Raw genomic sequence first — 13401 nt, 5'->3', positions numbered from 1 at the left:
CGCTATCAGACCGCCCTCATCAGCAGGGTCAGGGCGACGAGCACCGCCGCGCCGCCGAACATCGAGACCGCGTACGACCGCGCGAAGCCGTTCTGGAGTCGGCGGAGCCGTCCGGACAGGCCGCCGACCGAGGCCGCCGTGCCGTTGACGACACCGTCGACCAGCGTGTGGTCGACATACACCAGGGAGCGCGTGAGGTGCTCTCCACCGCGGACGAGGACGACGTGGTTGAAGTCGTCCTGGAGAAGGTCACGGCGGGCGGCCCGGGTGAGCAGCGAGCCCCGCGGGGCCACGGCCGGGACGGGACGGCGGCCGTACTGGGCGTAGGCGATACCGGCACCCACGACGAGCAGCACCAGCGTGGCGACCGTGACCGTCATGGCGCTGACCGGGGAGTTGCCCTCCGCATGGCCGGTGACCGGCTCCAGCCAGTGCAGGAAGCGGTCGCCGAGCGAGAAGAACCCGCCCGCGAACACCGACCCGACGGCGAGCACGATCATCGGGATCGTCATGACCCCGGGCGACTCGTGCGGGTGGGGCTCGTTGCCCTGCTCGTCCGGCTGCCAGCGCTTCTCACCGAAGAACGTCATGATCATCACGCGCGTCATGTAGTACGCCGTGATGGCCGCGCCCAGCAGGGCTGCGCCGCCGAGGATCCAGCCCTCGGCGCCGCCCTTGGCGAACGCCGCCTCGATGATCTTGTCCTTGGAGAAGAAGCCGGACAGGCCAGGGAAGCCGACGATGGCGAGATAGCCGAGGCCGAAGGTCACGAAGGTGACCGGCATGTACGCCCGCAGGCCGCCGTACCGTCGCATGTCGACCTCGTCGTTCATGCCGTGCATGACGGAACCGGCGCCGAGGAACAGCCCGGCCTTGAAGAAGCCGTGCGTCACCAGGTGCATGATCGCGAAGACGTAGCCGATGGGGCCGAGGCCCGCGGCGAGCACCATGTAGCCGATCTGCGACATGGTCGAGCCGGCCAGCGCCTTCTTGATGTCGTCCTTCGCACAACCGACGATCGCACCGAACAGGAGCGTGACCGCGCCGACCACCGTGACGACCAACTGCGCGTCGGGCGCCGCGTTGAAGATGGCGCCGGAGCGCACGATCAGATAGACGCCCGCGGTCACCATGGTCGCGGCGTGGATGAGGGCCGAGACCGGGGTCGGGCCCTCCATGGCGTCCCCGAGCCAGGACTGCAACGGCACCTGGGCGGACTTGCCGCACGCGGCGAGCAGCAGCATCAGGCCGATGGCGGTGAGCCTGCCCTCGCCCACCTTGTCCGCGCTGTCGAGGACCGGCCCGAAGGCGAAGGTCCCGAACGTCGTGAACATCAGCATGATCGCGATGGACAGGCCCATGTCGCCGACGCGGTTGACGAGGAACGCCTTCTTCGCGGCGGTGGCCGCGCTGGGCTTGTGCTGCCAGAAGCCGATCAGCAGATACGAGGCGAGCCCGACGCCTTCCCAACCGACGTACAGCAGGAGGTAGTTGTCGGCGAGGACGAGCAGCAGCATCGCCGCGAGGAACAGGTTCAGATAGCCGAAGAAGCGGCGGCGGCGCTCGTCGTGCTCCATGTACCCGACCGAGTACAGGTGGATGAGCGAGCCGACGCCGGTGATCAGCAGGACGAACGTCATCGACAACTGGTCGAGCCGGAAGGTGACATCGGCCTGGAAGCCGGCCACCGGGATCCAGCTGAACAGATGCTGGGTCACCGTGCGGGCGTCGGTGGCCTTGCCGAGCATGTCGGTGAAGAGGACGACGCCGAGGACGAAGGAGGCACCGGCCAGGACCGTACCGAGCCAGTGGCCGATCGCGTCCAGCCGTCGGCCGCCGCACAGCAGGACGGCCGCTCCGAGCAGGGGCGCCGCGATGAGCAGCGCAATCAGGTTCTCCACGATTCAGCGACCCCTCACAGCTTCATCAGGCTGGCGTCGTCGACCGAGGCCGAGTGGCGGGTACGGAACAGCGACACGATGATCGCGAGCCCGACCACGACCTCCGCGGCGGCGACGACCATCGTGAAGAAGGCGATGATCTGGCCGTCGAGACTGCCGTGCATCCGGGAGAAGGTGACGAACGCGAGATTGCAGGCGTTGAGCATCAGCTCGATGCACATGAACAGCACGATCGCGTTCCGCCGGATCAGCACGCCGGTCGCGCCGATCGTGAACAACAGGGCGGAGAGATAGAGGTAGTTGACCGGGTTCACTTCGACGCCTCCTCGGTCCGCTTGCGCGTCGGCTCGGGCTTCGCCCGCTCCAGGCGCTCGGTGGCGCGCTGTTCCAGGGCCTTGAGATCGCTCAGGGCCTGGTCGGAGACGTCACGGATCTGACCGCGGTCCCGCAGCGTCCTGTTGACGGTCAGCTCGGACGGCGTGCCGTCGGGGAGGAGGCCCGCGATGTCCACCGCGTTGTGCCGGGCGTAGACACCGGGCGCGGGCAGCGGCGGCACCTGCGCGCCTTCCCGTACGCGCTGTTCGGCCAGCTCGCGCTGGGTCCGGGCGCGCTCGGTGCGCTCGCGGTGGGTGAGCACCATGGCGCCGACTGCGGCCGTGATGAGCAGCGCGCCGGTGAGTTCGAAGGCGAACACGTACTTGGTGAAGATGAGGGCGGCCAGGCCCTGCACATTGCCGTGGGCGTTCGCCGTGCCGAGACCGGCGAAGTCCTTCAGGGACGCGTTGGCGATCCCCGCGAACAGCAGGACGGTGAAGCCGACTCCGCACAGCAGGGCCAGCCAGCGCTGGCCCTTGATGGTCTCGCGCAGGGAGTCGGCCGCGGTGACGCCGACCAGCATCACCACGAACAGGAACAGCATCATGATCGCGCCGGTGTAGACGACGATCTGCACGATGCCGAGGAAGTAGGCGCCGTTGGCGAGGTAGAACACCGCCAGGACGATCATGGTCCCGGCCAGGCAGAGCGCGCTGTGCACGGCCTTCTTCATGAAGACGGTGCACAGGGCGCCGATCACCGCCACCGTGGCGAGGACCCAGAACTGGAAGGCCTCACCGGTGGAGGTGGTGTAGGCGGCGAGCTGTGTGGTCACGCGTCGGCCCCCTGTCCTTCGGCCGCGCCCGAAGCGCCCGCCGGCTGCTCCCCCTTGGAGACGGCGACCTGACGCTCCGTACCGGGCGCGGCCTCGGTCACCAGGCCCCGGTAGTAGTCCTGTTCGTCCGTCCCGGGGTAGAGGGCGTGGGGGGTGTCGACCATGCCCTCCTCGAGCCCGGCGAGCAACTGCTCCTTGGTGTAGATGAGGTTGGCGCGGCTGGAGTCCGCCAGCTCGAACTCGTTCGTCATCGTCAGCGCGCGGGTGGGGCACGCCTCGATGCACAGGCCGCACAGGATGCAGCGCGCGTAGTTGATCTGGTACACGCGGCCGTACCGCTCGCCCGGGGAGTAGCGCTCCTCGTCCGTGTTGTCCGCGCCCTCCACGTAGATCGCGTCGGCGGGGCAGGCCCAGGCGCACAGCTCGCAGCCGACGCACTTCTCCAGGCCGTCCGGATGACGGTTGAGCTGGTGCCGGCCGTGGAACCGCGGCGCCGTGGTCTTCTTCTGTTCGGGGTACTGCTCGGTGAGCCGCTTCTTGAACATGGCCCTGAAGGTCACGCCGAAGCCGGCCACGGGGTTCTGGAAACCGGGCTTGGTCTCCTTGGGCTCCTCGGCCATCGGACTCTCAGCCATCGGACGCCTCCTTTCCCTCCGACGTTCCGTCACTGACAGTGTCCGACCCACCACTGACAATCAGCTCCCGCTCCCGTCGCGAGCGGCGCCGCGGGACCGGCGGAAGCGCCTGTCCGGGCAGTGGGGGTACGGGGAAGCCGCCCGCCATCGGGTCGAAGGCGGCGGGCTCCTCGGTGGACCGCTCGGCCTCCTTGGCCTTCGCGCCGCGGAACATGTCGATGACCAACGACAGCAGCAGCACCGCGAGGACGCCGCCGCCGACGTACAGGAGCACGTCGGTGAAGCCGTAGTTCTCGTTGCGCAGCGCCCGCACGGACGCGACGAGCATCAGCCAGACCACGGAGACCGGGATGAGGACCTTCCAGCCGAGCTTCATCAACTGGTCGTAGCGGACGCGCGGAAGCGTGCCGCGCAGCCAGATGAAGAAGAACAGCAGCAACTGGACCTTGATGACGAACCAGAGCAGCGGCCACCAGCCGTGGTTCGCGCCCTCCCAGAAGGTGCTGATCGGCCACGGGGCCCGCCAGCCGCCCAGGAAGAGCGTGGTCGACACGGCCGAGACCGTCACCATGTTCACGTACTCGGCGAGCATGAACAGCGCGAACTTGATCGAGGAGTACTCGGTGTTGAAGCCGCCGACCAGGTCGCCCTCGGACTCCGGCATGTCGAAGGGGGCGCGGTTGGTCTCGCCGACCATCGTCACGATGTAGATCAGGAAGGAGACCGGCAGCAGCACGATGTACCAGCGGTCGCTCTGCTGCTCGACGATCGTCGACGTCGACATGGACCCCGAGTAGAGGAACACGGAGGCGAAGGCGGCGCCCATGGCGATCTCGTACGAGATCATCTGCGCGCAGGAGCGCAGACCGCCGAGGAGCGGATAGGTGGATCCGGAGCTCCAGCCCGCGAGGACGATCCCGTAGATGCCGACCGAGGCGACCGCGAGGATGTAGAGCAGCGCGATCGGCAGGTCGGTGAGCTGCATCGTCGTACGGTGGCCGAAGATCGAGATCTCGTTGCCCGCGGGCCCGAAGGGGATCACCGCGATCGCCATGAAGGCCGGGATGGCCGCGACGATCGGCGCGAGGACGTAGACGGCCTTGTCGGCGCGCTTGACGATGATGTCTTCCTTGAGCATCAGCTTCACGCCGTCGGCGAGCGACTGGAGCATGCCCCAGGGGCCGTGCCGGTTGGGGCCGACGCGCAACTGCATCCAGGCGACCACCTTGCGTTCCCAGACGATGGAGAACAGCACGGTCACCATCAGGAAGGCGAAGCAGAAGACCGCCTTGAGCAGGATCAGCCACCACGGATCGTGGCCGAACATGGAGAGGTCTTCAGCGGCGAGGTACGGGCTCATGCCTTCGCCTCCTCGGTGGCTTCGGCGGCGGACGCGGACGGACCGATACGGACGAGGCCCCCGGGCAGCGCACCCGTGTCGGAGGTGACGCCGCCACCGGTGGAGTTCATCGGGAGCCAGACCACGCGGTCGGGCATCTCCGTGATCCGCAGCGGGAGTTCGACGGTTCCGCGCGGGCCGGTCACGGTCAGCGGGTCGCCGTCCTTGACACCTGCCTCGGCGGCGGTGGCGGCCGACACGCGCGCGTGCGCGGCGTGCCGGGTACCGGCGAGCGCGTCGTCGCCCTCCTGGAGACGGCCCCGGTCGAGCAGCAGCCGGTGCCCGGCGAGCACGGCCTCCCCGGCGAGCGGGCGCGGCAGCGGACCGGAGGTCCCGCGCGGGTCGTCGGCCCGCGGTCCGTCCCAGGCGCCGAGCCGGTCCAGCTCCGTACGCGCGGTGTGCAGATCGGGCAGCCCCAGATGGCAGTCCATCGCGTCGGCGAGCATGTGCAGCACGCGCGTGTCGGTGGGGGCCAGGGGGCGGGTCATCTGGTCGGGCTTGAGCGCGGCCTCGAAGGGGCGGGCCCTGCCCTCCCAGTCGAGGAAGGTGCCGGCCTTCTCGGCGACCGCCGCGACCGGCAGCACCACGTCCGCGTGCGCGGTGACCTCGCCGGGGCGCAGTTCGAGCGAGACCAGGAAGTCCACCGCACCGAGCGCGGCACGCGCGCGTGCCGGGTCGGGCAGGTCGGCGACGTCCACCCCGGCGACCACCAGGGCCCGCAGCTCGCCACCGGCCGCGGCCTCGACGATCCCGGCCGTGTCACGGCCGTAGGGCTGCGGGAGCGCGGCGAGGCCCCAGGCGGCGGCGACCTCGTCCCGCGCGCGCGGGTGCGTGGCCGGACGCCCGCCCGGCAGCAGCGCGGGCAGCGCGCCCGCCTCCAGGGCACCGCGCTCCCCCGCCCGGCGCGGGATCCACACCAGCTCGGCGCCGGTCGCCGTCGCGGCCCGTACGGCGGCGGTGAGCGCGCCCGCCACACCGGCGAGGCGTTCCCCGACGACGATGACCGCGCCCTCGGCGCGCAGCGCCTCGGCGGCCCGCGCGCCGTCCTCGCCGAGGCCCGTGCCGCCCGCCAGCGCGTCCAGCCACTCGGTCTCGGTGCCGGGCGCGGCGGGCAGCAGCGTGCCGCCCGTCTTCGTCAGGCCCCGGGTGGCGTACGGGGCGAGCGAGAACACCCGCTGGCCGTGTCGGCGCGAGGCCTTGCGCAGCCGGAGGAAGACTCCGGGCGCCTCCTCCTCGGCCTCGATGCCGACGAGCAGGACGGCGGGGGCCTTCTCCAAGGAGGTGTACGTGGCACCCGATCCGTCGAGGTCACGGCCGCGCCCGGCGACCCGGGCGGCCAGGAAGTGGGCCTCCTCGCCGCTGTGCACACGCGCGCGGAAGTCGATGTCGTTGGTGTCGAGCGCCACGCGCGCGAACTTGCTGTACGCGTAGGCGTCCTCGACGGTGAGCCGTCCGCCGGTCAGCACCCCGGCCCGGCCGCGCGCGGCCAGCAGGCCGTCGGCCGCGATCCGCAGCGCCTCCGGCCAGGACGCGGGCTCCAGCTCGCCGGACTCGCGGCGCACCAGCGGCCGGTCGAGCCGGTCCCTGAGCTGCGCGTAGCGGAAGGCGAACCGCCCCTTGTCGCAGATCCACTCCTCGTTGACCTCGGGGTCGTCGGCGGCCAGGCGCCGCATGACCTTGCCGCGGCGGTGGTCGGTGCGGGTGGCACAGCCGCCGGAGCAGTGCTCGCACACGGACGGCGACGAGACGAGGTCGAAGGGGCGGGAGCGGAAGCGGTAGGCCGCCGAGGTGAGCGCGCCGACCGGGCAGATCTGGATGGTGTTCCCGGAGAAGTACGACTCGAAGGGGTCGCCCTCGCCGGTGCCGACCTGCTGGAGCGCGCCCCGTTCGAGCAGTTCGATCATCGGGTCGCCCGCGATCTGGTTGGAGAACCGGGTGCAGCGCGCGCACAGCACGCACCGTTCGCGGTCGAGCAGGACCTGCGTGGAGATCGCGACGGGCTTCTCGTAGGTGCGCTTCCTGCCCTCGAAGCGGGACTCGGCGTGGCCGTGCGACATGGCCTGGTTCTGCAGCGGGCACTCGCCGCCCTTGTCGCAGACCGGGCAGTCCAGCGGGTGGTTGATGAGCAGCAGCTCCATCACACCCTTCTGGGCCTTCTCGGCGACGGGCGAGGTGAGCTGGGTGCGCACCACCATGCCGTCCGTGCACGTGATCGTGCAGGACGCCATGGGCTTGCGCTGTCCCTCGACCTCGACGATGCACTGTCGGCAGGCGCCGACCGGGTCGAGCAGGGGGTGGTCGCAGAAGCGGGGGACCTCGATGCCGAGCTGTTCGGCGGCGCGGATGACCAGGGTGCCCTTGGGCACGCTGATCTCGATGCCGTCGATCGTCAGGGTGATGAGGTCCTCCGGCGGGAGGGCCGCCTGACCGCCCCCGGCGGGAGCGTTGGTCGCCATGGTCATGCGTTCACCTCCGCGGGCTTGTCCGCCCAGGCCGTGGATGTGGCCGGGTCGAAGGGGCAGCCCCGGCCCGTGATGTGCTCCTCGTACTCCGCGCGGAAGTACTTGAGGGAGGAGAAGATCGGTGAGGCGGCGCCGTCGCCGAGGGCGCAGAAGGACTTGCCGTTGATGTTGTCGGCGATGTCGGCGAGCTTGTCGAGGTCGGCCATCGCGCCCTTGCCCGCCTCGATGTCCCGCAGCAACTGCACGAGCCAGTACGTCCCTTCGCGGCAGGGTGTGCACTTGCCGCAGGACTCATGGGCGTAGAACTCGGTCCAGCGGGTGACGGCGCGGACCACGCAGGTCGTCTCGTCGAAGCACTGCAGGGCCTTGGTGCCGAGCATGGAACCGGCGGCGCCCACGCCCTCGTAGTCCAGCGGGACATCGAGGTGTTCCTCGGTGAACATCGGGGTCGAGGAGCCGCCCGGGGTCCAGAACTTCAGCCGGTGGCCGGGCCGCATCCCGCCGCTCATGTCGAGCAGTTGACGCAGGGTGATGCCGAGCGGGGCCTCGTACTGTCCGGGGCTCGCGACATGGCCGCTGAGCGAGTACAGCGTGAAGCCCGGGGACTTCTCGCTGCCCATCGAGCGGAACCATTCCTTGCCCCGGTTCAGGATCGTGGGAACCGAAGCGATGGACTCGACGTTGTTCACCACAGTGGGGCACGCGTAGAGGCCCGCGACGGCAGGGAAGGGGGGACGCAACCGCGGTTGGCCACGGCGGCCTTCGAGCGAGTCGAGCAGCGCGGTCTCCTCACCGCAGATGTACGCGCCCGCGCCCGCGTGCACGGTGAGTTCGAGATCGAGTCCGCTGCCCAGGATGTTCTCGCTGAGGTAGCCCGCCGCGTAGGCCTCGCGGACGGCCGAGTGCAACCGCCGCAGTACGGGGACGACTTCACCCCGCAGATAGATGAAGGCATGCGACGACCTGATGGCGTAGCACGCGATGACGATGCCCTCGATGAGGCTGTGCGGGTTCGCGAAGAGGAGCGGAATGTCCTTGCACGTTCCGGGCTCCGACTCGTCGGCGTTGACAACAAGATAGTGAGGCTTGCCGTCTCCCTGGGGAATGAACTGCCACTTCATCCCGGTGGGGAACCCGGCGCCGCCCCGGCCGCGCAGCCCGGAGTCCTTGACGTACGCGATCACGTCGTCCGGCGACATGGCGAGCGCCTTGCGGAGCCCCTCGTATCCCTCGTGCCGCCGGTAGACGTCCAGCGTCCAGGACTTCTCCTCGTCCCAGAAGGCCGACAGGACGGGTACGAGCAGCTTCTCGGGGCTGTCCGATCCACCCTCGAATCCGCTCGGGCGGGGGGTGCCGTTCTCGGGTGCCAAGGTCATCACTGCCCCTCCTCGTCGACGGGCCCGTCCGACTCGGAAGCGGGTGACGGGTGGTCAGGGTCGGAGGCCGAGGTCTCCTGGGGCGCGTCGTGGGAGCTGAGGTGCTCGGCCGGTGACGGCTCGTGCGGCGCCGCGTCCTGCGGTTCGTCCTGCGGCCCGCCGTCGCGCGGGTGCACCACGCGCGCCGCGGCGGTGTCCCCCTTGGCCAGCCGCAGTCCGACCAGCGAGGCCGGTCCCGCCCCGCCGGTCGCGTCGACGGCTCCGTCCCGTTCGTCGGGGAAGCCGGCCAGCATCCGGGCCGTCTCCTTGAACGTGCACAGGGGGGCGCCGCGGGTGGGGTCGACCTGGCGGCCCGCGCGCAGGTCGTCCACCAGGCGCTTGGCGCTCTCCGGTGTCTGGTTGTCGAAGAACTCCCAGTTGACCATCACGACCGGTGCGAAGTCGCAGGCCGCGTTGCACTCGATGTGCTCCAGGGTGACCTTGCCGTCGGCGGTGGTCTCGTCGTTGCCGACGCCCAGGTGCTCCTGGAGAGCGGCGAAGATCGCGTCGCCGCCCATCACGGCGCACAGCGTGTTGGTGCAGACGCCCACCTGGTAGTCGCCGGACGGCTTGCGGCGGTACATGGTGTAGAAGGTGGCGACCGCGGCGACCTCGGCCGTGGTCAGCTCCAGCAGGTCCGCGCAGAACCGCATCCCGGTGCGGGTGACATGGCCCTCCTCCGACTGCACGAGGTGCAGCATCGGCAGAAGGGCGGATCGCGAGTCCGGGTAGCGCCCGATGATCTCGCGCGCGTCTGCTTCGAGTCGGGCTCGGACGTCGTCCGGGTAGTCCGGTGCGGGCAGTTGGGGCATGCCCAGGCCGACGCCGCGCTCCGAAGAACTGGTGGTCACCGGTCGACGCCTCCCATCACGGGGTCGATGGACGCGACGGCGACGATCACGTCGGCGACCTGGCCGCCCTCGCACATCGCCGCCATGGCCTGAAGGTTGGTGAAGGACGGGTCGCGGAAGTGGACCCGGTAGGGGCGGGTGCCGCCGTCGGAGACGACGTGCGCGCCGAGTTCGCCCTTGGGTGACTCGACGGCCGCGTACGCCTGTCCCGGCGGGACGCGGAACCCCTCGGTCACCAGCTTGAAGTGGTGGATCAGGGCCTCCATGGAGGTGCCCATGATCTTCTTGATGTGGTCGAGCGAGTTGCCGAGTCCGTCCGGGCCCAGGGCCAGTTGGGCGGGCCAGGCGATCTTCTTGTCGGCGACCATGACCGGGCCGGGCTGGAGCCGGTCCAGGCACTGCTCGACGATCCTGAGCGACTGGCGCATCTCCTCGAGGCGGATGAGGAAGCGGCCGTAGGAGTCGCAGGTGTCGGCGGTCGGGATGTCGAAGTCGAACGTCTCGTAACCGCAGTACGGCTGTGTCTTGCGCAGGTCGTGCGGCAGGCCCGCCGCGCGCAGGATCGGGCCCGTCGCGCCGAGGGCCATGCAGCCGGCCAGGTCGAGATAGCCGATGTCCTGCATACGGCCCTTGAAGATGGGGTTCCCGGTGGCGAGCTTGTCGTACTCCGGGAGGTTCTTCTTCATCTTCTTGACGAACGCGCGGATCTGGTCCACCGCGCCGGGCGGCAGGTCCTGGGCGAGTCCGCCGGGGCGGATGAAGGCGTGGTTCATCCGCAGCCCGGTGATCAGCTCGTAGAGGTCGAGGATCATCTCCCGGTCGCGGAAGCCGTAGATCATGATCGTGGTGGCGCCCAGCTCCATGCCGCCGGTGGCGATGCACACCAGGTGGGAGGAGAGCCGGTTCAACTCCATCAGGAGCACGCGGATGAGCGTGGCGCGGTCCGGGACCTGGTCCTCGATGCCGAGCAGCTTCTCGACGCCGAGGCAGTACGCCGTCTCGTTGAAGAACGACGTGAGGTAGTCCATGCGCGTCACGAACGTCGTGCCCTGTGTCCACGTGCGGTATTCGAGGTTCTTCTCGATACCGGTGTGGAGATAGCCGATGCCGCAGCGGGCCTCGGTGACGGTCTCGCCCTCGATCTCCAGGATGAGCCGGAGCACACCGTGCGTGGAGGGGTGCTGCGGACCCATGTTGACGATGATGCGCTCGTCGTCGGCGCGGGCCGCGGACTGGACGACCTCGTCCCAGTCACCACCGGTGACCGTGTAGACGGTGCCTTCGGTGGTCTCGCGCGACGACGCGGAGGACGGTGTCTGTGTGCTCATGAGTACGACCTCCGCTGGTCCGGAGCCGGGATCTGGGCGCCCTTGTACTCGACGGGGATGCCGCCGAGGGGGTAGTCCTTGCGCTGCGGATGGCCCTGCCAGTCGTCGGGCATCATGATCCGCGTCAGGGCCGGGTGACCGTCGAAGACCAGACCGAAGAAGTCGTAGGTCTCGCGCTCGTGCCAGTCGTTGGTGGGGTAGACGGCGACGAGCGAGGGGACGTGCGGATCGGCGTCGGGGGCGCTGACCTCCAGCCGGATCAACCGGTTGTGCGTGATCGACCGCAGATGGTAGACGGCGTGCAGCTCCCGGCCCTTGTCGCCGGGGTAGTGCACTCCGCTCACGCCCGTGCACAGTTCGAAGCGGAGCGCCGGGTCGTCGCGCAGGATCTGGGCGACGGCGACGAGGTACTCGCGCTCGATGTGGAAGGTCAGCTCACCGCGGTCGACGACGGTCTTCTCCAGCGCGTTGCCGGGGACGATGCCCTGTTCCTCCAGCGCGCCCTCGAGTTCGTCGGCGACCTCGTCGAACCAGCCGCCGTAGGGGCGGGTGGCCGGGCCCGGCAGCCGCACGGGGCGGACCAGACCGCCGTAACCGGAGGTGTCCCCGCCGTTGTTGGCGCCGAACATGCCGCGCTGGACGCGGATCTGCTCGCCGTGATCGCCGCGCATCCCGGGGAGGTTGGACGTACCGAGGTCCTTCTCGGGATTGACGCCGTTGCCGTTCGCGGCGGCCCCGTTCGCGCCGTTGCGCGGGGTGTTCGCGCCGTTGCTCTTCGGGTCGCTCATCGCAGCAGCCCCTTCATCTCGATCGTCGGGAGCGCCTTGAGTGCCGCTTCCTCCGCCTCGCGGGCCGCTTCCTCGGCGTTGACTCCGAGCTTGGAGCTCTGGATCTTCTGATGGAGCTTGAGGATCGCGTCCATCAGCATCTCCGGGCGCGGCGGGCAGCCGGGCAGATAGATGTCGACGGGGACGATGTGGTCGACGCCCTGGACAATCGCGTAGTTGTTGAACATGCCGCCCGAGGAGGCGCAGACTCCCATCGAGATCACCCACTTGGGAGCGGGCATCTGGTCATAGACCTGCCTCAGGACCGGCGCCATCTTCTGGCTGACCCGGCCCGCGACGATCATCAGGTCCGCCTGGCGCGGCGATCCCCGGAAGACCTCCATACCGAAGCGCGCCAGGTCGTAGCGGCCGGCGCCGGTGGTCATCATCTCGATGGCGCAGCAGGCGAGTCCGAAGGTCGCCGGGAACACCGACGACTTGCGCACCCAGCCCGCGGCCTGCTCCACGGTCGTCAGAAGGAATCCGCTCGGCAGCTTTTCTTCGAGTCCCATGACGTATAGCCCCTCAGTCCCATTCCAGGCCGCCGCGCCGCCATACGTACGCGTACGCGACGAAGACGGTGAGCACGAAGAGCAACATCTCCACGAGCCCGAAGATCCCGAGGGCGTCGAAGGTGACGGCCCACGGGTAGAGGAAGACGATCTCGATGTCGAAGACGATGAAGAGCATCGCCGTCAGGTAGTACTTGATGGGGAAGCGCCCGCCACCGGCCGGCGTGGGGGTCGGCTCGATACCGCACTCGTAGGCCTCGAGCTTGGCCCGGTTGTACCGCTTCGGACCGATCATCGTGGCCATGACCACGGAGAAGATCGCAAAGCCTGCCCCGAGGGCTCCCAGTACGAGGATGGGCGCATACGCGTTCACCGCTCCTCGCTCCTCTCAGTCGGCACTGACTGCTGGCGGTTGGTTGAGCCACAGCCGCCCCACCTGTCCCACGAGCCCCGCTCGCCCCAACGAAGATCGCTAACATGTGAAGCAGGTCACAAGCCCAACTGCCCCGCATCCTATGCCCGGCCGCATGTGATCTGCGACACGGGGGTCACTACGTACTTTGTGATCTTCACCACCCGACGAAGGATCATGAAGTCGGATGAGCAGTGATCTTCGTACGCGAAGCAGTCAAGTGATCACCAAGAGGTGACAATTTCGATCGTTCTCGCTGGTAGAGGCCGCCTTGCCAATATCAAGAAGAGATCGTCCAGGGCAAATTGGCTTCGGGTCGGATCCCTTGATAATGGGATGCGTTCACACATCAGGGGGAGGAGTGAGGACGTAAGTGGACACGTGCACGCGTTCACGAGCGGGCCGCACCCTCGCGAGCGCGCGAGCGATCACCGCGAGCGGGAGAGCGCGTGAGACGCGGGCGGCCGTCGCACGCGAGACGCACTCGTCGCAGTGACCGTTCCGTGACC

12 protein-coding genes are annotated in these 13401 nt (G+C 69.1%); all 12 read right to left on the bottom strand.

Annotation, left to right across the window (positions count from 1 at the left end):
• Positions 1–5: 5 nt before the first annotated feature.
• From nuoL to ACZ60T_RS30860, 12 genes are read right to left on the bottom strand one after another with little or no spacing between them, the layout of a single operon-like run.
• Complete coding sequence (gene nuoL, locus ACZ60T_RS30915) at positions 6–1901, bottom strand: NADH-quinone oxidoreductase subunit L (RefSeq protein WP_469668923.1); 1896 nt, start codon at positions 1899–1901, stop codon at positions 6–8.
• Positions 1902–1915: 14 nt separating this feature from the next.
• A complete protein-coding gene (nuoK, locus tag ACZ60T_RS30910) occupies positions 1916–2215 on the bottom strand; it encodes an NADH-quinone oxidoreductase subunit NuoK (RefSeq protein ID WP_252424471.1) in 300 nt (99 codons plus the stop codon).
• Positions 2212–3051, bottom strand: coding sequence for an NADH-quinone oxidoreductase subunit J (locus tag ACZ60T_RS30905; RefSeq protein WP_365632235.1), 840 nt, complete (start codon positions 3049–3051; stop codon positions 2212–2214). Before ACZ60T_RS30905 ends, nuoK begins: the two co-directional genes overlap by 4 nt.
• Positions 3048–3671: an NADH-quinone oxidoreductase subunit NuoI gene (gene nuoI / locus ACZ60T_RS30900; protein ID WP_365632533.1), complete on the bottom strand. Its 624-nt coding sequence runs from the start codon at positions 3669–3671 to the stop codon at positions 3048–3050. Before nuoI ends, ACZ60T_RS30905 begins: the two co-directional genes overlap by 4 nt.
• Positions 3672–3678: 7 nt before the next feature.
• Positions 3679–5046 (bottom strand): NADH-quinone oxidoreductase subunit NuoH, encoded by a 1368-nt coding sequence (nuoH, locus tag ACZ60T_RS30895; protein ID WP_469668922.1) that lies wholly within the window; start codon positions 5044–5046, stop codon positions 3679–3681.
• Positions 5043–7547: an NADH-quinone oxidoreductase subunit G gene (locus ACZ60T_RS30890; RefSeq protein WP_469668921.1), complete on the bottom strand. Its 2505-nt coding sequence runs from the start codon at positions 7545–7547 to the stop codon at positions 5043–5045. Before ACZ60T_RS30890 ends, nuoH begins: the two co-directional genes overlap by 4 nt.
• Positions 7544–8923: an NADH-quinone oxidoreductase subunit NuoF gene (gene nuoF, locus ACZ60T_RS30885; protein WP_469668920.1), complete on the bottom strand. Its 1380-nt coding sequence runs from the start codon at positions 8921–8923 to the stop codon at positions 7544–7546. Before nuoF ends, ACZ60T_RS30890 begins: the two co-directional genes overlap by 4 nt.
• Positions 8923–9813 carry an NADH-quinone oxidoreductase subunit NuoE gene (nuoE, locus tag ACZ60T_RS30880; RefSeq protein ID WP_469668919.1) on the bottom strand — a complete coding sequence of 297 codons (891 nt, stop codon included), beginning with the start codon at positions 9811–9813 and terminating at the stop codon, positions 8923–8925. The genes nuoF and nuoE overlap by 1 nt, the downstream gene beginning before the upstream one ends.
• On the bottom strand, positions 9810–11141 hold the full coding sequence (locus tag ACZ60T_RS30875; RefSeq protein ID WP_365632221.1) for an NADH-quinone oxidoreductase subunit D: 1332 nt from the start codon (positions 11139–11141) through the stop codon (positions 9810–9812). The genes nuoE and ACZ60T_RS30875 overlap by 4 nt, the downstream gene beginning before the upstream one ends.
• Positions 11138–11929 (bottom strand): NADH-quinone oxidoreductase subunit C, encoded by a 792-nt coding sequence (locus ACZ60T_RS30870; RefSeq protein ID WP_365632218.1) that lies wholly within the window; start codon positions 11927–11929, stop codon positions 11138–11140. The genes ACZ60T_RS30875 and ACZ60T_RS30870 overlap by 4 nt, the downstream gene beginning before the upstream one ends.
• Positions 11926–12480 carry a NuoB/complex I 20 kDa subunit family protein gene (locus tag ACZ60T_RS30865; RefSeq protein ID WP_365632215.1) on the bottom strand — a complete coding sequence of 185 codons (555 nt, stop codon included), beginning with the start codon at positions 12478–12480 and terminating at the stop codon, positions 11926–11928. The genes ACZ60T_RS30870 and ACZ60T_RS30865 overlap by 4 nt, the downstream gene beginning before the upstream one ends.
• 13 nt (positions 12481–12493) lie before the next feature.
• Complete coding sequence (locus tag ACZ60T_RS30860) at positions 12494–12853, bottom strand: NADH-quinone oxidoreductase subunit A (protein ID WP_252424455.1); 360 nt, start codon at positions 12851–12853, stop codon at positions 12494–12496.
• Between the last annotated feature and the right edge of the window lie 548 nt (positions 12854–13401).

It is taken from the genome of Streptomyces sp. NPDC104371, assembly GCF_055583785.1.
Note: the sequence above shows the minus strand (reverse complement) of the source record. Positions and strands in the feature narration are given on the sequence as shown.

Coding starts and splice junctions, on each gene's coding strand:
- nuoI (WP_365632533.1), bottom strand. CDS start 3,671: ATGGCCGAGGAGCCCAAGGAGACCAAGCCCGGTTTCCAGAACCCCGTG.
- nuoH (WP_469668922.1), bottom strand. CDS start 5,046: ATGAGCCCGTACCTCGCCGCTGAAGACCTCTCCATGTTCGGCCACGAT.
- ACZ60T_RS30890 (WP_469668921.1), bottom strand. CDS start 7,547: ATGACCATGGCGACCAACGCTCCCGCCGGGGGCGGTCAGGCGGCCCTC.
- nuoF (WP_469668920.1), bottom strand. CDS start 8,923: ATGACCTTGGCACCCGAGAACGGCACCCCCCGCCCGAGCGGATTCGAG.
- ACZ60T_RS30875 (WP_365632221.1), bottom strand. CDS start 11,141: ATGAGCACACAGACACCGTCCTCCGCGTCGTCGCGCGAGACCACCGAA.
- ACZ60T_RS30870 (WP_365632218.1), bottom strand. CDS start 11,929: ATGAGCGACCCGAAGAGCAACGGCGCGAACACCCCGCGCAACGGCGCG.
- ACZ60T_RS30865 (WP_365632215.1), bottom strand. CDS start 12,480: ATGGGACTCGAAGAAAAGCTGCCGAGCGGATTCCTTCTGACGACCGTG.